The organism is Variovorax guangxiensis, from assembly GCF_003952165.1.
GTDB classification, from domain to species: Bacteria; Pseudomonadota; Gammaproteobacteria; order Burkholderiales; family Burkholderiaceae_C; genus Variovorax; species Variovorax guangxiensis.
In genome coordinates this window covers 375160-394961 of record NZ_RXFT01000005.1, presented here as the reverse complement: position 1 = coordinate 394961, position 19802 = coordinate 375160, and the positions used below count along the sequence as shown (strand labels likewise).

The window sequence follows — 19802 nt, the reverse complement described above, 5'->3', positions numbered from 1 at the left end:
CTCAGTCGTTCGGGTTGGGGCGCGGGCTCCGGCGGCGGTGTGGTCGTGCAACCGGCGACCGCAAGAAGAGCTAACGCCAGAGCAGGCAGACATGACTTCAATCTTCTCTCCTACCTTGCAAAGGGCAATGAAAAGGCAATGCTTGAGATAGTGTGCCGCTCAGTCGCGACATGCACGCCATGCACCATCGTAAGGGCGCATGACTTCGATAATATAAGCCGCGAACCCTCGGGAGATTTCAATGCATCGACGAAGCTTGCTACAAGGCGCACTCGCAACCACACCGTTGTTTGCGGGCCTCATCAGCGGATGCGCATCGACGGCCAAGTCAATGCCCACGCCCTACGCCGTCACCATCAGGATCGACGACGGCGTCAACCCGGACGGACGAGGACAGGCCGCTCCCATCCTGGTGAAAGTCTTCGAATTGAAATCTTCCGGTAACTTCGAGACAGCAGACTACTTCGCATTACAAGACCGTGACAGGGAAACGCTGAGCACGGAACTGGTCAACGCCGACCAGGCGATCATGCGCAGCGGCGAAGAGCGGGTATTCAAGCGCGAGGCCGGTCTGGACTCGCGCGCCATAGGCATCATCGCCGGTTATCGCAAGCTGGAGGCCGCTCGCTGGCGCATCGTGCTGCCGCTGAAGGAGCCCAAGCAAACCAACCTGTACAAGGTGTGGCAGTTCTCGCCGAGCGAGCAGGCCGTGCATGTCGCTGTGCGCAAGACAGGCATAGAGCTGCTACCAAGTCGTTAACTTTGGACCGAAGGTATTGATTCGCTAGTACCAAAGTGCGAGAAATTCACAAGCGAAATGCGGTGCAAAACGTAAGACTCGACGTGTAGCATCGAGAGCAAAACAAGTGGACCGGGAGGCCGCTCTCCAGCGCATCTCCCGCTCCGGCGTGAGCACTCCCCAGGAGGACTTTTTGGTGACAGTTCGCAATCGGGGCGCCGCAAAGAACGGCGCTCATCCGCAGGCATTGGCGAATCGCGTTGTGTGGTCCGAGGGCATGTACCTGCGCCCACAGCACTTCCAGCAAATGGAACGCTATGTCGAGCAGTACGTGACCCGGCGCACCGCGGGCCTGCAAGGCGCCTACTGGGGCTGGCTGCACCTGGACATCGATCGCGACGCCTACGCGCTGGGCCGCGTGTCGCTGCTCGGCGGCGCGGGCGTGATGCCCGACGGCACGCCATTCTCGTTCGGCGCCGAAGACGCGCCGCTTCCTTATGAAGTGCCCAGCGATCTCACCGACGAACTCATCGTTCTCGCGCTGCCCTTGCGCAGGCCCGGCAGCGAGGAAGTCATCTTTTCGGAAGACGAAGGCTCCGCCGCGCGCTTCGGCGTGATCGAACGCGAGGTGAACGACGGCAATGCCGTCGCCTTGGGCCCGGCCGTGCTGCAGCTCGCGTCACCACGCCTGCGCCTTGCCCGTGCGTCTTCCCTCACTGCCGAATGGCAGGCCATCGGCGCGGTCCGCGTGATCGAGCGCCGCACCGACCACAAGCTGGTGGTCGACGCCAACTACATCCCGCCGGTGCTCGACGCCTCCGCGCACGCCATGCTGCGCAGCATGATCGCGGAGCTGCACGGCCTGCTCACGCAGCGCTCGGAGGCACTGGCCTCGCGCCTCTCGCAACCCGGCCGCGGCGGCGTGAGCGAAGTTTCCGACTTCCTTCTGCTCGAGCTGGTCAACCGATATCTCGCGCTCACCTGGCATGCGCAGCAGGCCGTGCAGGTGCACCCCGAAGAGCTTTTCGTCGACTGGCTCAAGCTGGCCTGCCACCTGGCCACGCACACGTCGCCTACGCGCCGTCCGGTGCTGTGGCCGATCTACGACCACGACAACCTCAACGAATGCATTCGCCCGCTGCTCGAGGAGCTCCGGCGTTCGCTCTCCGCCGTGCTCGAGCAGAGCGCGATCGCCATCGAGCTCGAGGAGCGCAGCCACGGCGTGCGCGTAGGCCGCATGCCCGACCCGGTGCTGGTGCGCAACGCGGGCTTCGTGCTCGCGGTGCATGCCGACCTGCCGGCCGACGCCATCCAGCAGCGCTTCCCCACGCAGGTGAAGATCGGCTCGGTCGAGCGCATCCGCGACCTCGTGCAGCTGCAGCTGCCGGGCGTGGTGGTGCGTCCGCTGCCGGTGGCGCCGCGGCAGATTCCGTACAACGCGGGCTACCACTATTTCGAACTCGACAAGAGCGGCGACATGTGGCGCCAGCTCGAGAAATCGGGCGGCGTGGCGATGCACCTGGCCGGTGACTTTCCCGGTCTGGCCATGGAGTTCTGGGCCATCCGTCCGTGAGGGACTCTATGAACGGTGTCAACGACATGGCCGTCGGCCCGGGGGGCTTCGTGCCGCCGAACCCGGGTGGCGGCAACGCCGATGCGGGCGGCATGCCCGCCGCGCAGCGCGGACTCGGTGCGCAACCCGACTCCTTCACCGCATGGCATGACGCGCGGCGTCCGCATGCGGGCGACACGGCGCTCGCGGGCAACAACCCGCTGGTGGCCGCGGCCAACCCGCTGCTCGACCTGATCCCGCAGATCCGCGCCACCGGCCACCATCCCGCGCCCTCGCAGCTGCGCGAGCACCTCGTCGACGAGGTGCGCCGCTTCGAGACGCGCGCGCAGCAGGCGGGCATCGCGCCCGAGGTGATCATCGGTGCGCGTTATTGCCTGTGCACCGCGGTCGACGAGGCCGCGGCGCTCACGCCGTGGGGCGGCAGCATCTGGTCGTCGCAGAGCCTGCTGGTGATGTTCCACAACGAGACCTGGGGCGGCGAGAAGTTCTTCCAGCTCCTGTCGCGCCTGGTGCAGAACCCGCAGCAGCACCTGCACCTGATCGAGCTCATCTACTTCTGCCTGGCCATGGGCTTCGAGGGGCGCTTCCGCGTCATCGACAACGGCCGCTCGCAGCTCGAGACGCTCAAGCAGCGGCTGCTGCAGATCATCCGGCAGACGCGCGGCGAGATCCCGGTGCCGCTGTCGCCGCACTGGCAGGACGGCAGCGCGCCCGTGCGCCGCTCGCGCAACTGGCTACCGGTGTGGGCCGTGGGCGCGGTAGCGGCGGTGCTGCTGGTGGGTGTGTTCGCGTTTCTCACCTTCAACCTCGCGGGCCACTCCGACGGTGCGTTCGCGGCCGTCAATGCGGTGCGCCTGCCGCAGGCCGAGCGTGCCGTCGTCATGCCGGCGCCGGTGCCGCGCCTGCAGCGCTTCCTCGAGCCTGAAATTCGCGAAGGACTGCTCACCGTGCGCGACGAGGCGGATCGCAGTGTCGTGGTGCTGCGCGGCGACGGCCTCTTCGCCTCGGGCTCCGACCGCGTGCTCGACCGCTACGCGCCGGTGCTCGCGCGGGTGGCCGACGCGCTCAATTCCGTGGAAGGCAATGTGCTGGTCAGCGGCTTCAGCGACGACCAGCCGATCCGCAGCGTGCGCTTCCCCTCCAACTGGCAACTCTCGCAGGCCCGCGCCGACGCGGTGAAGAAGATGATCGCAGCGCGCATTGCGCGGCCCGAGCGCCTGCGCGCCGAAGGCCGCGGTGACGCCGACCCGCTGGTGCCCAACGACTCGCCCGCCAACCGCGCCCGCAACCGCCGCGTCGAGGTGACGCTGCTGGTGGCGCCGGTGGCTCCTGCGCCGCTCGTTGCCCCCGCGCCCGTACCTGCCCCCGCACCGCGCTCCGGAGGCACCCGCTGATGCTGCGCGCCATCTTCCGTTTTCTCATCAGCCGCGACCTGTGGGTCTTCCTGGGCCTGGTCGCGCTCGCCTTCCTGATCTGGGTCATCGGCCCGGCCATCGCGGTGGGCCGCTACCGCCCGCTCGAGGACGAGATCGTGCGCATCGTGGTCATCGTGCTGATGTTCGCGATCTGGCTCGTGCGCGTCATCTACCGCAAGTGGCGCGAGCGCCGGCTCAACGCGCAGCTGCTCAACCAGCTGCGCACGCCCTCCAAGAGCGAGAAGGAGGCCAAGCCCGAGGACGCGCCCGAGATCAAGGAGCTGCAAAGCGGCTTCACCGACGCCACCAACATCCTGAAGAACATGCGCTTCGGCGCGGATGCCGACGGCAAGCCCGCGAGCCGCTTCTCGCTGTTCGACCGGCAGTACCTGTACCAGTTGCCCTGGTACATCTTCATCGGCGCGCCGGGCTCGGGCAAGACCACCGCGCTGGTCAATTCCGACCTCGACTTCCCCCTGGCCGACCAGCTCGGCAAGGCGGCGGTGCGAGGCATCGGCGGCACGCGCAACTGCGACTGGTGGTTCACCAACGAGGCGGTGCTGATCGACACGGCCGGGCGCTACACCACGCACGAGAGCAACCGCGAGACCGACGAGGGCGAGTGGAAGGGCTTCATCGATCTGCTGAAGAAGTTCCGCCCGCGCCAGCCGATCAACGGTGCGATCCTCACCATCAGCATCGCCGACCTGCCGCTGGCCGACGACGCGCAGCGCGCGCGCCACGCGATGGCGCTGCGCAAGCGGCTGCTGGAGCTGCGCAACGACCTTGGCATCGATTTCCCGGTGTACGTGCTGGTCACCAAGACCGACCTGCTGGCCGGCTTCAACGAGTACTTCGGCTCGCTGGGCCGCGCGGAGCGCCAGCAGGTGTGGGGCTTCACCTTCCCGATCCAGGGCAACCCGGCGAAGGCCGGCAAGGGCAACAAGGGCGCGGCGCCCGTGGGCGGCGACCTGCGCGAGCGCTTCCACCAGGAATACAAGCTGCTGCACCAGCGCCTGGACGAGCGACTGCCCGAGCTGCTGGCGGCCGAGTCCGACCCGATGCGCCGTGCGCAGGCCTACCTGCTGCCGCAGCAGTTCGCGAGCTTCGAGGACATCCTCGGCACCTTCCTGGCCGACGTGTTCAACCCGTCGAAGTTCGAGGCCGCGTCGATGCTGCGCGGCGTGTACTTCACCAGCGGCACGCAGGAGGGCACGGCCTTCGACCGCGTGATGGGCGCCATCAAGCGCTACCTGCAGGTCAACGCGCCGCCGGCGCCGCCGCCGGGCCCGGGCAAGAGCTACTTCCTGAAGGAGCTGCTGCAGCAGGTGATCTTCCGCGACGCGGGCGTGGCCGGCACCAACCTGCGCTGGTACCGGCGCAAGCGGGCCATCGACATCGCGGGCTACAGCGTGATCGGCGTGCTGCTGGTGCTGCTGCTGGGCGCCTGTGTGAACAGCTGGCGCAATAACAAGGAGTACGTGGCCGAGGTCGACACCAACGCCAAGGCCTTCAACAAGGCCGCGGCGCGCGGCGAGCTGCCCACGGTGGTCGACACCAGCGGCGACATCGCGAGCTCTCTGCTCATCCTCGACAGGCTGCGCGACCTGCCGAAGTCCAGCCACTTCGACATCGGCGATCCGCCGACCTCCTACCGCTTCGGCCTGTACCAGGGCGAGAAGCTGCAGGCGGCGACCGACGGCGTCTACCAGCGCGCGCTCGAGACCGTGCTGCTGCCGCAGGCCGCGCAGCGCGTGGAGCAGTCGCTGCGCGAGGCCGCGAAGAACGACGCCGAATACAGCTACGAGGCGCTCAAGGCCTACCTCATGCTGTACGACGCCGAGCGCTATGACGCCGACTTCCTGCAGGCGTGGCTGCTCACCGACGTCGACCGCAAGATCGGCGCCTCGCTCACGCGCGAGCAGCGCGCCAACCTGGAGTCGCACCTGAAGGCGCTGTTCTCGGGCCGCGTGGTGACCTCGCCCTTCGCGAAGGACGACAGGCTCATCACGCAGACGCGCGAGCGCCTGGCCGGCGTGCCGCTGGCGCAGCGCTCGTATGCGCGGCTGCGCCGCATCCTGCTGCAGACCAGCCAGCCCAATGCCTTCACCATCGCCGAGGCAGGCGGCGCCGAGTCGGCGCTGGTCATCCGCCGCGCGAGCGGCAAGCCGCTGACCGACGGCATCCCGACGCTCTTCACCTACCGGGGCTACTGGGACATCTTCGACAAGCGCATGGCCGAGACCGCGCTGTCGCTCGAGCAGGAAGACCGCTGGGTGCTGCAGATCCGCGCGCCCGGCATCGCCGACATCACCTCGCGCGAGCTGCTGCTGCGCGAAGTGCGCCGGCTCTACCTCACCGACTACATCAAGGTGTGGGACGACTATCTCGTCGACATCCGCCTGGCCGACAGCCGCTCGCTGCTGCAGAGCATCCAGATGACGCGCGTGCTGTCGACCGCCGAGTCGCCGATGTCGCGCATCATCCGCGGCGCCGCGCGCGAGACCGACCTGCTGCGCAACCACGACGAGGCCGCGCGCAGCCTGCTCGACCAGGCGCAGAACCGCGTGCAGAGCACGCGCGAGCGCATCGAGCAGCTCATCGGCCAGCCCGACGGCAGCCAGCGCCGCAACACGCGCGTGGACCGCCCCGAGTCGCTGGTGGACAACCACTTCGAGCCGCTGCGCCGCATGGTCACTGCGCCCAAGCAGGGCGGGCAGGCGCCCATCGACGCGACGGCCGCACTCATCAACGAGCTCTACAACTTCCTCACCGCCACCGACACGGCGCTGCGCAGCGGCAACATCCCGCCGACCAGCGACGCGGTCACCAAGGTGCAGGCAGAGGCGGGGCGCCTGCCGGTGCCCTTCCAGGGCATGCTGAACGACCTCTCGGCCACCGCCTCTTCGAAGGCGGCTGCGGTCACACGGCAGAACATCGGGCAGAGCGCGGCGGCCAGCATCGGCTCGTTCTGCAACCAGGCGATCGCGGGGCGCTATCCGTTCACGCGCGGCTCCAGCCGCGACGTGGCTTCGGGCGACTTCGCGCAGCTGTTCGCGCCGGGCGGGATGATGGACGACTTCTTCCAGAAGAACCTCATCACGCAGGTCGACACCTCGGTCAACCCCTGGACTTTCAAGCGCGGCGTGGACGGCAGTGCCACCGGGCGCTCGGCGTACCTCGATTCGTTCCAGAAGGCGCAGGCGATCCGCGACGTGTTCTTCTCGGGCATGGCGGGCGGTCGCACGCCCTCGTTCACCATCGACATCCGGCCCGAGGACATGGACGCGGCGCTCACGCAGTTCACGCTCGACGTCGACGGCCAGACGGTTCGCTACGCCCACGGCCCGCAGGCGCCCAGCACCATCAAGTGGCCGGGCCCGCGCAACAGCAACCAGGTGCGCCTGCAGGTGACCACCGCCAACGGCACGCCGGCCGGCGGCATCGTGACCGAAGGGCCGTGGGCGCTGCACCGGCTCTTCGACAAGGCTTCCATCTCGGCGGGCAGCTCGCCCGAATCCTTCAACGCCAGCTTCGACCTGCAAGGCAAGAAGGTGGTGCTCGCGGTCACCGCCAACAGCGTCTACAACCCGCTGCGCCTGCCGCAGATGAACAGCTTCTCGTGCCCCGGGAAATCATGAACACCCCCAGGCTTCGCGCACTTCGTGTCGCTTCTCCAACCCCCTTGCAGGGGGCAACACCAGCGGCCCGGCGAAGCCGGTTCCGCGGTGTTCCTGGTATATGCCGCGATGTTGTTTCGAGGCACATGCAATGAACAGCAGCATTCCTCCACAGGCATGGGTGCCGGTCGACGAGCAGATCGGCTGGTACGGCAAGCTGCCCTCCGCCGGCGACTTCCTCTATCGCCGCATGCCGCGCGAGCTGCAGGCCTGGTGGGATCGCTGGATGCAGAACGGCCTGGGCAGCTTCAAGCGCTGGCCCGACGCGATGACGCGCCACTACGCGGTGGCGCCGGTGTGGAACTTCGCGATTCCCGCCACGCAGGGCGTCGACGCGGTGCAGTTCGGCTGCATCGCACCCAGCTGCGACCGGGTGGGCCGCTATTACCCCGTGTGCATCACCCTGCAGGTGGCCGCGCGCAATTACCGCCCCTCGGTGCTCGAAGGCTCGGCCGAGTGGTACTGGCAGTGCGGCAGCGCGATGCTGCAGGCCATCCGCCACGGCGTGGCGCCCGACCAGTTCGACAGCCAGGTGCTGGCGGCCGGCCGCGCGGGCTTCCAGACGGCCAGCGGCGGTTCGGACGACATCCTTTCGATCCTCGGGCCTACGGCCGGTGGCGCCAGCGCCCAGCAGCGCCTGGGCTGGCCAGAGCTTCCACTGTGCTTCGACCCTTTCGGCAGCACCAGCTACTGGTGGACCAACCAGGCCGACGGGTCTCCGTTGCGCACCGCGGCCCATGGCGGCGGGCTCAACACGCCGCTGTTTTCCAAGTTGTTTTCGCAGGGACATGTGCCATGGGCATGAACAAGAAGAGCCATATCGGCCGGCAGGCCCGGGGGGGCCAAGAGGGGCATGGGGGCCGTGAGGGCCATGAGGACCGTGAGGACCGTGAGGACCATGTGGGCGGCCGTCCCGCAGGAGGAAAAGAAGCATGACGACCACGCACGGCATCGGAAGCCCGGCGGCCGACACGCAGGACGAGCGCCCGCATCCACTGGGCGCCAACCACCGCCTCGACGAGTTCGAGCTGCTCGAGGTGATCGGCGAGGGCGGCTTCGGCATCGTCTACCGCGCCTACGACCACTCCCTGCAGCGCGAGGTCGCCATCAAGGAATACATGCCCGCGATGCTCGCGCGCCGCGTGGGCGACAACAGCGTGCACGTGCGCTCCGAGCGGCTCACGGCCACCTTCCAGGCGGGCCTGCGCAGCTTCATCAACGAGGCGCGCACCCTCGCGCAGTTCAGCCACCCGGCGCTGGTGCGGGTGCATCGCTTCTGGGAGGCGAATTCCACCGCCTACATGGCGATCCAGCTCTACAAGGGCCGCACGCTGCGCCGCCTGGCCGAGGAAGAGCCCGGCAAGATCACCGAGCCCTGGCTGCTGGGCATGCTGGGGCCGCTGCTGGGCGCGCTGGAGACGCTGCACCGCAGCCAGTGCTTCCATCGCGACATCGCGCCCGACAACATCTTCATCCAGCAGGACGACATGCCGGTGCTGCTCGACTTCGGCGCGGCGCGCAAGTCCATCGCCGACCTCGTCGACGAGGTGGCGGTGATGGTGAAGTCGGGCTACTCGCCCATCGAGCAGTACGCCGACGACAACACCCTGCTGCAGGGCGCATGGACCGACCTGTACGCGCTGGGCGCTGTGCTGTACCGCGCGGTCACCGGCCATCCGCCGCCTTCGGCCGTGGTGCGCAGCGTGCAGGATGCCTACGTGCCGCTGTCGTCCATGGGCCGCGACGACCTGAGCCCGGCCTTCTGCGCCGCCGTTGACCACACGCTGGCCGTGCACAGCAAGGACCGCACGCAGACCGTGGCCGCCTTCGCCGCCGAGCTCGGGCTGGTGAAGCTGGGCGACATCTATGTGAGCGGCATGGGCGTGCCGGCGGTGATCATTCCCGCCGCGCCCGTTTCGGCCACGCCGCCGCCTCCGCAGCTCACGCCGCAGCAGTTCTCGCCGGTGTCGGCGCCGGCGCCGCTGGAACCGATGTCGATGCCCATGCCGGTGGCCGCGCCCGAACCGGTGCGCGCTCCCGCGCCGGCGCCTGTACCGCGCGCGGCGCAGGACGAGCGCGACAGCCGCGCCAAGGCCCGCAAGGCCGTGGCTGCCGCGCCCGCGCAGAAACAGAAGCTCAAGCGCCCGCCCTGGGGCATGGTCGGCGTGCTGCTGATCGCGCTCGTCGCCGTGGGTGCGTGGATCGGCCTGCGCCTCACTTCGGGCATGCAGCCGCAGGAGCCCAAGACCGCGATGGTGCCGGTGCCGCCGCCCAGCGATCCGATGTCGACCAGCACAGCGCCGCCGGCAGCGATGCCGCCAGCGGCCACGACCGGTACCGCCACGCCGCCGGCCACCGACGGCGTGCCGCCGGCCGTGGCCGGCGGTGCCGCGGCGCTGCCCCCGGCCGCGGCGGCCAGCGCGCCCGCAGCATCCACCGGGCCCCTGGCGCCGCTCGAGAACGTTCCGGTCACCACGCCCGGGACTGCGCCGGCGACGCCCGCAACACCGGCCACGCCGCCCGAATCCGCATTGGCCACCGCCGAAGCCGAGGACTGGAACCTCGCGCAGAGCGAGAACACGCGCGAAGGCTACGAGGCCTACCTGCGCCGCTACCGCCGCGGCCTGCACGCCCGCGAGGCGCGCAACGCCATCGCCGAGATCAACCGCGTCTCGCCGCCTTCGGTTCCCGTTGCCCCCGGCACACAGCCGCCCGGAACCACCGTGGCCGGCGCCACGCCCGGCACGCCTGGCGCCACCGCCACTCCGCCCGCGGCAGCGCCCGGCATGGGGCGCGTGCTGTTCAACGTGCGGCCTTGGGGCCAGGTGTTCGTCGACGGCGCCGACCGTGGCGTCAGTCCGCCGCTGAAGTCGCTGTCGCTGCGCCCCGGCATCTACAACATCGAAGTGCGCAACGGCGACCTCGAGGTGTACCGGCAGCGCGTGACGGTGCAGGACAGCAAGTCGGCGCCCGTTGTGAGCCACGAGTTCAAGTAGCCGGATCCTGCGGCCCTGCCGGCTCCGGGCCGCGACCCGCCTCGGGGTTACGTGCGCGATGCGGGAGCGCGCTCTTGCATATCTCGCTTTAGGCGGCCCCGCGCAACGCCCTTCGATACTGCACCGCCTCCGCGAGGTGCCCGACCTGCACGGCCTGCGACCCGGCCAGGTCCGCGATCGTGCGCGCCACCTTCAGCGCCCGGTGCGTGCTGCGCGCCGACCAGCCGAGCTTGGCGGCGGCGTTGAACATGAACGCGCGCGCCGCGTCGTCGAGTGCCGCATGACGGTCGATGGCCGCGCCTTGCAGCGACTGGTTGGCATGGCCCTGGCGCTGCATCGCGCGCTCGCGCGCGGCGACCACGCGTTCGCGGATGCTGTCGGTCGATTCGCCCGCGGGCGCCTCGAGCAGCAGCTGCGCGGACACCGGAGGCACTTCGATGTGCAGGTCGATCCGGTCGAGCAGCGGGCCGCTGAGCTTGCCCTGGTAGCGCGAGACTTGCTCGTGCGTGCAGCGGCAGGGCCTGGATGACGAGCCGAGATAGCCGCAGGGACATGGGTTCATCGCGGCGACGAGCTGGAAGCGCGCCGGGAATTCGGCGCGCCGCGCGGCGCGGGCGATGGTGATGGTGCCGGTCTCCAGAGGCTCGCGCAGCGCTTCGAGGGCGGATCTGGCGAACTCGGGAAATTCGTCGAGAAAAAGGACTCCATGGTGCGCGCGGGAGATTTCACCGGGCCGTGGCGGGGAGCCCCCGCCGACCAGTGCCACCGCGCTCGCCGTATGGTGCGGCGAGCATGTCGGCCGCACCCGCCACCGCTCGGTCGCGAAGCGCCCACCCAGGCTGGCCACGGCCGCGCTCTCCAGTGCCTCGTCGATGTGCATCGACGGCAGCAGCCCCGCGAAGCGCTGGGCGAGCATCGACTTGCCCGAGCCAGGCTCGCCCACCATCAGCAGGCTGTGGCCGCCCGCCGCGGCGATTTCGAGCACGCGCTTGACGCCCGTGTGTCCCTTCACTTCCGCAAGATCGGCGTAGCGGGGCGGGTTCGTGTCGGGCGCGGCCCGGATGCGCGCCCAGCCGTCGTCCGTGGTGTCGGGCAACTGTGAAGCCTCGTCGTCGGTGGCCACGAACTGGCGCACCACGTCCAGCAGATGCCTGGCGCCATACACCTCGCCGCCTGGTACCAGCGCCGCCTCCTGCGCACTTTCCAGGGGCAGCACCAGCCGCGTCGCGACGCCGCGCGTGTGCAGCGCGAGCGCCATGGCCAGCGCGCCGCGCACGGGCCGCAGCTCGCCCGAAAGCGAGAGCTCGCCGGCGAACTCGTGGCCGGCGAGCTTCGCGTTGTCTATCTGGCCGCTGGCCGCGAGGATGCCCAGCGCGATGGGCAGATCGAAGCGTCCGGAGTCCTTCGGCAGGTCGGCCGGCGCGAGGTTGACCGTGATGCGCTTGTTGTTGGGGAACTCCAGCCCCGCGTTCTGCAGCGCCGAGCGCACGCGCTCTCGCGCCTCCTTGACCTCGGTCTCGACCAGGCCGACCAGCGTGAAGCTGGGCAGGCCGTTCGCCAGATGCACCTCAACCGTGACACTGGCCGCTTCAAGACCCAGCAAGGCGCGGCTTTGCACCAAAGACAGTCCCATTTCTCTCCCTCTCCCCAAGATGGTGCGCGTTTTTTGAGCATTCCCGCGGTGGTGCGGCGCACCGTGCATCTGCAACCACTCGCAACAGCTGTTGTAACGATTTGGCTCTCAACCGCGCCGCGGACACGGCTGCAAGGGGCGGCATTCGTGCACTTTGGCACGCTCCCTGCTTTGAGCCTTCCGGTCCAACCACACACTTGCGAGGAGTTCCCTGATGACGCACCGTACCGCCGCCCAGGCGCTGATCGTTCTGGCCACCGCATTGACCGCGTCCGGCGCGGCCCTGGCGCAGACTGCAACGACCGACGCCGCAGCAGCGCCTGCGGCAGCTCCCGCCCCGAATCTGACCGGCAACGTGTCCATCACCACGAACTACAAGTTCCGTGGCCAGGACCAGGACATGATCGGCAAGAACGACTACGCCAAGACCAAGGGCTTCAAGCCCGCGATCCAGGGCGGCCTCGACTACGCCTTCGGCGACAGCGGCTTCTACGTGGGCAACTGGAACTCGAGCGTCAACTGGCTCAAGGGCAACAGCATCGAGATGGACGTGTACGGCGGCTACAAGTTCAAGGCCGGCCCGCTGGACATGGACGTCGGTGCGCTCACCTACATCTACCCGGGCAACTCCTCGGGCAACACCACCGAGCTGTACGTCGGCGCCACCTACGCGAACGACAGCTTCGGCTCCTTCACCGCCAAGTACTCGCACACCGTGTCGAAGGACTACTTCGGCTACGCCGGCAACAAGGCCGGCTCGGGCCTGAAGGGCACGAACACGGGCTACCTGAACCTGTCGTACAGCAAGGAGATCGTGCCCAAGGTCACGCTGAAGGCCGCGGTGGGCTTCACCAACATGTCCAGCGACATCCGCAGCCTGGGCTACAAGAGCTACGTCGACTACAACATCGGCGCGAGCTACGACTTCGGCAACGGCCTGTCGCTGACGGGCTCTGTGCAGGGCGCCAACAAGAAGAACTCGTACCTCGCGGTGAGCAACCCGGGCGTCGACTACGGCTTCGGCACCTTCGGCACGACCTACTACTCGCCGAACAAGGCGCGCTTCATCCTCACGCTGACGAAGACGCTGTAATCCATACAACAACGAGGTGCGGCCCAAGCTGCCGCGCCATTTCATTTCCATCCGAAGGAGAAAACTCATGAAGCTGGTCACAGCCATCATCAAACCGTTCAAGCTCGACGAAGTGCGCGAGGCGCTGTCGGCCATCGGCGTGCAGGGGATCACCGTCACCGAGGTGAAGGGCTTCGGCCGCCAGAAGGGCCACACGGAGCTCTACCGCGGCGCCGAATACGTGGTCGACTTCCTGCCCAAGGTCAAGATCGAAGCGGCCGTCTCCGACGACCTCGTCGATCGCGTGATCGAGGCGGTGGAAGGCGCTGCGCGCACCGGCAAGATCGGCGACGGCAAGATTTTCGTCTACAACCTCGAACAGGTCGTTCGCATCCGCACCGGCGAAACGGGCCGCGAAGCCCTCTGATCGAGTCCTGGCCCGAAAGAACAACGACTATGAAAAAACTGCTTGTCTCTCTTGCGCTCGGCTTGAGCGTGCTGGCCGCCGGTACCACCGGCTTCGCGCAGACTCCCGCCGCGGCCACGGCCGAGGCCCCGGCCGCGTCGGCACCCGCTGCCGCCGCGCCCGCCCCGGCTGCGGCGCCCGCAGCTGCAGCCCCCGCCGCCGCCGATGCAGCTCCCGCTGCGCCCGCCGCGGCTCCCGCTCCGAAGATCGACTCCGGCGACACCGCCTGGATGCTCACTTCGACCCTTCTCGTGATCCTGATGACCATCCCCGGCCTCGCGCTGTTCTATGGCGGCCTGGGCCGCTCGAAGAACATGCTGTCGGTGCTGATGCAGGTCTTCGTGATCTTCTCGCTGATCAGCATCCTGTGGGCCGTCTACGGCTACAGCCTGGCCTTCTCGGGTGACGGCAACTTCTTCGGAGGATTCGACAAGATCTTCATGAAGGGCATCACGCAGGAGACCTTCGGCGCGCTGACCACGATTCCCGAATACGTGTTCGTCGCCTTCCAGGGCACCTTCGCGGCCATCACCGTGGCGCTGATCGTCGGCGCCTTCGCCGAACGCGCCAAGTTCTCGGCCGTGCTGCTGTTCTCGGTGCTGTGGTTCACCTTCAGCTATGTGCCGATCGCCCACATCGTGTGGGGCGGCGGCCTGCTGGGCAAGGACGGCGCGCTCGACTTCGCCGGCGGCACCGTGGTGCACATCAACGCCGGTGTGGCCGGCCTGGTCGGTGCCTACATGGTCGGCAAGCGCGTGGGCTACGGCAAGGAAGCCTTCACGCCTCACTCGCTCACGCTCACCATGGTCGGCGCTTCGCTGCTGTGGGTCGGCTGGTTCGGCTTCAACGCCGGCTCGGCCGGTGCTGCCAACGCCGTCGCCGGCCTGGCCTTCGTGAACACGGTGCTCGCCACCGCCGCCGCGGCCCTGTCGTGGATCCTGGGCGAGAGCCTGCACAAGGGCAAGGCCTCGATGCTGGGTGCAGCATCCGGTGCCGTCGCCGGCCTGGTGGCCGTCACGCCCGCCGCCGGTTTCGTCGGCCCGATGGGTTCGATCGTGCTGGGCCTGCTGGCCGGCCTGGTCTGCCTGTGGGGCGTGGGTGGCCTGAAGCGCATGCTCGGTGCCGACGACGCGTTCGACGTGTTCGGCGTGCACGGCGTGGGCGGTATCCTGGGTGCCATCCTGACCGGCGTGTTCGCTGCCAAGGGCCTGGGCGGCACCGGCGGCGCGACGCCCGACACCTTCGCGATGGGCGCACAGGTCTGGATCCAGATCAAGAGCGTGCTGCTCACCGTCGTGTGGTCCGGCATCGTGGCCTTCATCGCCTACAAGATCGCCGACCTGACCCTCGGCCTGCGTGTGTCGGAAGAAGAAGAGCGCGAAGGCCTCGACATCTCCTCGCACGGCGAAACCGCATACAACCGCTGATCCGCTCTGGCGGGCTCGCCTGCGGGCAGCCCGCCATTGCATGAATGACCACCATCTACAACAAGAAGAATTCCGCGTAACGAGTTTTTCAAGCGAGGTCTCCTTTGGATGTTCAGCCCGCGAGCGCTCCGGCGCCAGCGGGCATTTTTTTGTCCGGAGCCCTGACGGGCGGGAGCAGAATCTCGCCACCATGTGGACCTCCATCGAAGACAGCCTCTGCGAGCTCGGCGAATCGCCGTTCTGGCACCCCGAAGAACGATCGCTCTACTGGCTCGACATTCCCGGCCGTGCCGTACTGCGCACGCGCGGCGAGATCGGATCGCCCGATGCGAAGGTCGAGCGCTGGCCCCTGCCCACCGAGCCCGGCTGCATGGCCCCGGCGCGCAGCGGCGGCCTCGTGATCGCGCTGCGCGACGGCATCTATCGCGCGCGCGAGTGGGGTGGCGAGCTGGCCGTGATGGCGCGCGTGGAGCACGACGTGCGCACCATGCGCTTCAACGACGGCAAGTGCGACCCGCTGGGCCGCTTCTGGGGCGGCTCGCTCAACGAGGCGAAGGACCGCGCCAACGCCGCGCTCTACTGCTTCGACGCGCGCCCCGGCACCGGCGTCTCGCCCACGCTCACGCAGATGGCCAACGAGTCCACCACCGCCAACGGCCTGGCCTTCTCGCCCGATGCGCGCACCCTCTACTGGGCCGACACCGCCGCGCACGTGGTCTGCGCATGGGACTGGGACGCCGAGGCCAACTCGCTCTCGCGCGCGCGCGTGTTCCACCAGTTCGAGGCCAAGCCCGAGGGTTGGAGCGCCGATGCACCGCTGGGCTACCAGGGCCGCCCCGACGGCGCCACCGTCGACGCGCAGGGCCACTACTGGGTGGCCATGTTCGAGGGCGCGCAGCTGCTGCGCTTCGCGCCTTCGGGCGAGATCGTGGCCTCGGTGCCCGTGCCCGTGCAGTGCCCGACCATGCCCTGCTTCGGCGGCGACGACCTGCAGACGCTGTTCGTCACCAGCGGTCGCAAGGGCCGGCCCGCAGCCGAGATCGCGCAGCGACCGGCATCGGGCACGGTGATCTCGACGCGCGTCGACACGCCCGGCCTGCCGGTCAGCTTCTTCGAAGACTGAACCGGGAACGGAGCACCGGGCGAGACGCATGGCCCTGCAGCACATCCCGCCGATCCAGTGCCTGCTGACCTTCGAGGCCGTGGCGCGGCTGCGGCATGCGGGCCGCGCGGCCGACGAGCTGTGCGTGACGCCCAGCGCCGTGAGCCACCGCATCCGGCAGCTCGAATCGCACGTCGGCTTCAAGCTCTTCGGGCGCGGCGACTTCAGCCTCACGGCCGACGGCGCGGCCTACCTCGCGAACGTGCGCACGGGGCTCGCCGCGCTGCAGGCGACGCCTCTGGGCGGCAGTGCCGCGCAGCGCGCCACGCGGCTGCGTATCGCGGTCACGCCCACCTTCAGCCGGCAGTTCCTCATGCCGAGGCTGGAGCTGTTCCGCAACATCTACCCCGACATCGAGCTCGTGCTGCAGGTGTCGATTCCGCTGCTCGACGTGACGGCAGAGCAGGCCGACCTCGAGGTGCGTTACGGCCCCGGCGGCTATGCCGACTGCGAACACCGGCTGCTGATCGGCGAGCAGGTGGTGCCCGCCTGCAGCCCGAGCTACCTCAACGAGTTCGGCCCCTTCGCGGATTTTCGCAGCGCGGCCGAGATCGCCGCCGCGCGGCTCATCCGAAGCCCGCTCGAGCCCTGGGGCACCTGGTTCGCGAGCTGCGGCATCGACCAGCCCGAGCCCGCCATCGGCTCGCAGTTCAACGACCTGGGGCTGATGTACGACGCGGCCGCCAGCGGCTTCGGTGTGGCGCTGGTGCGGCAGAAGCTGGGCGCGGAGTGGTTCGAATCGGGGCGGCTGGTGGCGCTGTCCGATCAGGCGGTGACTTCGCCGCACCGGCACTACATCTGCTGGCAGACCGGCACGCTCGAGCGCTGGGAATGCGCGGCTTTTGCAGACTGGCTGGAACAGAGCCTGCGCTGAACCGGACGGCCCAGCGCGAAGTTCTTTCAAGCAGCCGGCAAAAATCCATCAACCCGGGGCTGCCGCAATGCCCGTAGAGTGCGGTACACCCGAGACATCCGCGAACAGAAGAAAAGAGGCCGCCGCATGAACGCGCCGCTGACCCCCACGCAACACGATTCGCTACAGAAAACGCAGCGCCAGGCGCAGATCGTGCGCGCGCTGCAGCCGCACCTGCCGGCCCACGCGCTGATCTGGCACGACGAGGACACGACTCCCTACGAGTGCGACGGCCTCACCGCCTACCGCGCCCGCCCGCTGGTTGTGGCCCTGCCCGAGACCGAGGCGCAGGTCGCCGCCGTGCTCAAGGCCTGCCATCAGCTCGGCGTGCCGGTGGTCGCGCGCGGCGCGGGCACCGGGCTCTCGGGCGGCGCCATGCCGCACACCATGGGCGTGACGCTGTCGCTCGCCAGGTTCAACCGCATCCTGAAGATCGATCCGGTGAGCCGCACGGCCGTGGTGCAGTGCGGCGTGCGCAACCTCGCTATCAGCGAGGCGGCCGCGCCCTTCAACCTCTACTACGCGCCCGATCCGTCGAGCCAGATCGCCTGCACCATCGGCGGCAACGTGGCCGAGAACTCGGGCGGCGTGCACTGCCTCAAGTACGGGCTCACGCTGCACAACGTGATGCGCGTGCGCGGCTTCACGGCAGAGGGAGAGCCCATCGAGTTCGGCGGCGAGGCGCTCGACGCGCCGGGGCTCGACCTGCTCGCGCTGGTCATCGGCAGCGAGGGCATGCTGGCCGTGACCACCGAGGTCACCGTCAAGCTGGTGCCCAAGCCGCAGCTCGCGCGCTGCATCATGGCCAGCTTCGACGACGTGCGGAAGGCCGGCGACGCGGTGGCCGCGGTGATCGCGGCCGGCATCATCCCGGCCGGGCTTGAGATGATGGACAAGCCCATGACCGCCGCGGTCGAAGACTTCGTGCGCGCGGGCTACGACCTCGACGCCGCCGCCATCCTGCTGTGCGAGTCCGACGGCACGCCCGAGGAGGTGGAGGAAGAGATCGGCCGCATGACCGCCGTGCTGCGCGCCTCGGGCGCTACCGCCATCGCCTGCAGCAACAGCGAGGAGGAGCGCATGCGGTTCTGGAGCGGGCGCAAGAACGCCTTTCCCGCCTCGGGCCGCATCAGCCCCGACTACATGTGCCTGGACTCCACCATCCCGCGCAAGCGCCTGGCCGACATCCTGCTGGCCATCCAGGAGATGGAGAAGAAATACGACCTGCGCTGCTGCAACGTCTTCCACGCGGGCGACGGCAACCTGCATCCGCTGGTGCTGTTCGACGCCAACGACCCCGACGAGCTGCACCGCTGCGAACTCTTCGGCGCCGACATCCTGGAGACCAGCGTCGCGATGGGCGGCACCGTCTCGGGCGAGCACGGCGTGGGCGTCGAAAAGCTCAACAGCATGTGCGTGCAGTTCACGGCGGCCGAGAACGAGCAGATGTTCGGCGTGAAGCGCGCCTTCGATCCCGAGGGCATGCTCAACCCGGGCAAGGTGATTCCCACGCTGCAGCGCTGCGCCGAGTACGGCAAGCAGGTGGTGCGCGGCGGCAGGCTGCCGCATTCCGATCTGCCGAGGTTCTGAGGATGGCGATGGACAACAACGACAACGCCCTCCGCCAGACCGTCGAGCGCATCCGCACCGCTGCAGCCGACGCTACCCCGCTGTGCATCCGGGGAGGCGGCACCAAGGATTTCTACGGCGAGGCGCCGCAGGGCGAGCTGCTCGACATGCGGGCGCTCGCCGGCATCACGAGCTACGAGCCGAGCGAGCTGGTCGTCACCGTGCGCGCGGGCACGCCGCTGGCCGAGCTCGAAGCGGCGCTCGCCGAGAAGGGCCAGTGCCTGCCTTTCGAGCCGCCGTGCTTCGCAAGCGGCGGCACTGTCGGCGGCATGGTCGCCGCCGGCCTCAGCGGTCCGGCGCGCGCCAGCGTCGGCTCGGTGCGCGACTACGTGCTCGGCGCCACGCTGGTCAACGGCCGCGGCGAGCTGCTGAGCTTCGGCGGCCAGGTGATGAAGAACGTCGCAGGTTACGACGTCTCGCGCGTGCTCGCCGGCTCGCTCGGCACGCTGGGCGTGATCGCCGAGGTCAGCCTCAAGGTGCTACCCGTGCCGCCGGCCGAGGCCACGCTCGAATTCGCCTGCAGCCAGGCCGATGCCCTGAGGCTGCTCAACGAATGGGGCGGCCGGCCGCTGCCGCTGAACGCGAGCTGCTGGTTCGAGTACGCCGGCGCGGGCGCGCTCTACCTGCGGCTGCGCGGTGCGGTCGCCGCCGTCGAAGCCGCGTGCGAGCACCTCGGCGGCGAGCGCAAGGACAACGCGCGCGCCGCCGCCGACTGGCAATCGCTGCGCGACCAGCAGCTGCCCTGGTTCGCCACCGGCGAGGGCTCCGACGCGCTCTGGCGCGTATCGGTGCCGCAGACCGCGCCCGCGCTCTCCATCGACGGTGCCGCGCCGCTGATCGAATGGCACGGCGGCCAGCGCTGGTACAAGGCGCCGCCCTCGCAGGCTGCGCGCATCCGCGAGATCGCGCGCGCGGCGGGCGGCCACGCCACGCTGTTCCGGCTGCCGGGTTCGGGCATGCACGAAGGGGTGCCGCGCTTCGATGCGCTGAGCGCGCCGGTCGAGCGCATCCAGCGCGCGCTGATGCGCGAGTTCGATCCGCATGGCATCTTCAATCGCGGCCGCCTGCTGAGCGCCAACTGAGAACAAGAACGCAAG

General features: G+C 68.9%; 14 protein-coding genes. 13 read left to right on the top strand and 1 reads right to left on the bottom strand.

Annotation, left to right across the window (positions count from 1 at the left end; genetic code table 11):
• Positions 1–241 precede the first annotated feature (241 nt).
• The 6 genes from tssJ (at position 242) to EJP67_RS14850 (ending at position 10403) form a co-directional block, all read left to right on the top strand.
• Positions 242–760 (top strand): type VI secretion system lipoprotein TssJ, encoded by a 519-nt coding sequence (gene tssJ / locus EJP67_RS14880; RefSeq protein ID WP_093206787.1) that lies wholly within the window; start codon positions 242–244, stop codon positions 758–760.
• A 256-nt stretch (positions 761–1016) separates the two neighbouring features.
• Complete coding sequence (gene tssK / locus EJP67_RS14875) at positions 1017–2312, top strand: type VI secretion system baseplate subunit TssK (protein WP_240650671.1); 1296 nt, start codon at positions 1017–1019, stop codon at positions 2310–2312.
• A gap of 8 nt (positions 2313–2320) precedes the next feature.
• Positions 2321–3706 (top strand): DotU family type VI secretion system protein, encoded by a 1386-nt coding sequence (locus EJP67_RS14870; protein WP_126022474.1) that lies wholly within the window; start codon positions 2321–2323, stop codon positions 3704–3706.
• A complete protein-coding gene (gene tssM / locus EJP67_RS14865; protein WP_126022473.1) occupies positions 3706–7368 on the top strand; it encodes a type VI secretion system membrane subunit TssM in 3663 nt (1220 codons plus the stop codon). The genes EJP67_RS14870 and tssM overlap by 1 nt, the downstream gene beginning before the upstream one ends.
• A 130-nt stretch (positions 7369–7498) precedes the next feature.
• Positions 7499–8212: a type VI secretion system-associated protein TagF gene (gene tagF / locus EJP67_RS14855; RefSeq protein ID WP_126022472.1), complete on the top strand. Its 714-nt coding sequence runs from the start codon at positions 7499–7501 to the stop codon at positions 8210–8212.
• A gap of 127 nt (positions 8213–8339) precedes the next feature.
• On the top strand, positions 8340–10403 hold the full coding sequence (locus EJP67_RS14850; protein ID WP_126022471.1) for a serine/threonine protein kinase: 2064 nt from the start codon (positions 8340–8342) through the stop codon (positions 10401–10403).
• Between the two features lie 88 nt (positions 10404–10491).
• Here EJP67_RS14850 and EJP67_RS14845 read toward each other — a convergent pair whose 3' ends face one another.
• Complete coding sequence (locus EJP67_RS14845; RefSeq protein WP_126022470.1) at positions 10492–12036, bottom strand: YifB family Mg chelatase-like AAA ATPase; 1545 nt, start codon at positions 12034–12036, stop codon at positions 10492–10494.
• A gap of 214 nt (positions 12037–12250) precedes the next feature.
• Here EJP67_RS14845 and EJP67_RS14840 point away from each other — a divergent pair, with 214 nt between their 5' ends.
• The 7 genes from EJP67_RS14840 to glcE all read left to right on the top strand — a co-directional run bounded on the left by EJP67_RS14840 (position 12251) and on the right by glcE (position 19787).
• Positions 12251–13129: a TorF family putative porin gene (locus EJP67_RS14840; protein WP_126022469.1), complete on the top strand. Its 879-nt coding sequence runs from the start codon at positions 12251–12253 to the stop codon at positions 13127–13129.
• Between the two features lie 67 nt (positions 13130–13196).
• Entirely contained in the window at positions 13197–13535 is a 339-nt protein-coding gene (glnK, locus tag EJP67_RS14835; RefSeq protein ID WP_007833403.1) for a P-II family nitrogen regulator, read from the top strand.
• 29 nt (positions 13536–13564) lie between these two features.
• On the top strand, positions 13565–15001 hold the full coding sequence (locus tag EJP67_RS14830; RefSeq protein WP_126022468.1) for an ammonium transporter: 1437 nt from the start codon (positions 13565–13567) through the stop codon (positions 14999–15001).
• A gap of 190 nt (positions 15002–15191) precedes the next feature.
• A complete protein-coding gene (locus EJP67_RS14825) occupies positions 15192–16124 on the top strand; it encodes an SMP-30/gluconolactonase/LRE family protein (RefSeq protein WP_126022467.1) in 933 nt (310 codons plus the stop codon).
• Between the two features lie 28 nt (positions 16125–16152).
• On the top strand, positions 16153–17037 hold the full coding sequence (locus tag EJP67_RS14820) for a LysR substrate-binding domain-containing protein (RefSeq protein ID WP_126022466.1): 885 nt from the start codon (positions 16153–16155) through the stop codon (positions 17035–17037).
• Between the two features lie 126 nt (positions 17038–17163).
• Positions 17164–18666 carry an FAD-linked oxidase C-terminal domain-containing protein gene (locus tag EJP67_RS14815; RefSeq protein WP_126022465.1) on the top strand — a complete coding sequence of 501 codons (1503 nt, stop codon included), beginning with the start codon at positions 17164–17166 and terminating at the stop codon, positions 18664–18666.
• Positions 18667–18674: 8 nt separating this feature from the next.
• Positions 18675–19787: a glycolate oxidase subunit GlcE gene (glcE, locus tag EJP67_RS14810; protein ID WP_206169504.1), complete on the top strand. Its 1113-nt coding sequence runs from the start codon at positions 18675–18677 to the stop codon at positions 19785–19787.
• Positions 19788–19802 lie beyond the last annotated feature (15 nt).

What these genes read in the sequence shown, in the direction of transcription:
- tssJ (WP_093206787.1), top strand. Translation starts at nt 242, where the DNA reads ATGCATCGACGAAGCTTGCTACAAGGCGCACTCGCAACCACACCGTTG.
- tssK (WP_240650671.1), top strand. Translation starts at nt 1,017, where the DNA reads ATGTACCTGCGCCCACAGCACTTCCAGCAAATGGAACGCTATGTCGAG.
- EJP67_RS14870 (WP_126022474.1), top strand. Translation starts at nt 2,321, where the DNA reads ATGAACGGTGTCAACGACATGGCCGTCGGCCCGGGGGGCTTCGTGCCG.
- tssM (WP_126022473.1), top strand. Translation starts at nt 3,706, where the DNA reads ATGCTGCGCGCCATCTTCCGTTTTCTCATCAGCCGCGACCTGTGGGTC.
- tagF (WP_126022472.1), top strand. Translation starts at nt 7,499, where the DNA reads ATGAACAGCAGCATTCCTCCACAGGCATGGGTGCCGGTCGACGAGCAG.
- EJP67_RS14850 (WP_126022471.1), top strand. Translation starts at nt 8,340, where the DNA reads ATGACGACCACGCACGGCATCGGAAGCCCGGCGGCCGACACGCAGGAC.
- EJP67_RS14845 (WP_126022470.1), bottom strand. Translation starts at nt 12,036, where the DNA reads ATGGGACTGTCTTTGGTGCAAAGCCGCGCCTTGCTGGGTCTTGAAGCG.
- EJP67_RS14840 (WP_126022469.1), top strand. Translation starts at nt 12,251, where the DNA reads ATGACGCACCGTACCGCCGCCCAGGCGCTGATCGTTCTGGCCACCGCA.
- glnK (WP_007833403.1), top strand. Translation starts at nt 13,197, where the DNA reads ATGAAGCTGGTCACAGCCATCATCAAACCGTTCAAGCTCGACGAAGTG.
- EJP67_RS14830 (WP_126022468.1), top strand. Translation starts at nt 13,565, where the DNA reads ATGAAAAAACTGCTTGTCTCTCTTGCGCTCGGCTTGAGCGTGCTGGCC.
- EJP67_RS14825 (WP_126022467.1), top strand. Translation starts at nt 15,192, where the DNA reads ATGTGGACCTCCATCGAAGACAGCCTCTGCGAGCTCGGCGAATCGCCG.
- EJP67_RS14820 (WP_126022466.1), top strand. Translation starts at nt 16,153, where the DNA reads ATGGCCCTGCAGCACATCCCGCCGATCCAGTGCCTGCTGACCTTCGAG.
- EJP67_RS14815 (WP_126022465.1), top strand. Translation starts at nt 17,164, where the DNA reads ATGAACGCGCCGCTGACCCCCACGCAACACGATTCGCTACAGAAAACG.
- glcE (WP_206169504.1), top strand. Translation starts at nt 18,675, where the DNA reads ATGGACAACAACGACAACGCCCTCCGCCAGACCGTCGAGCGCATCCGC.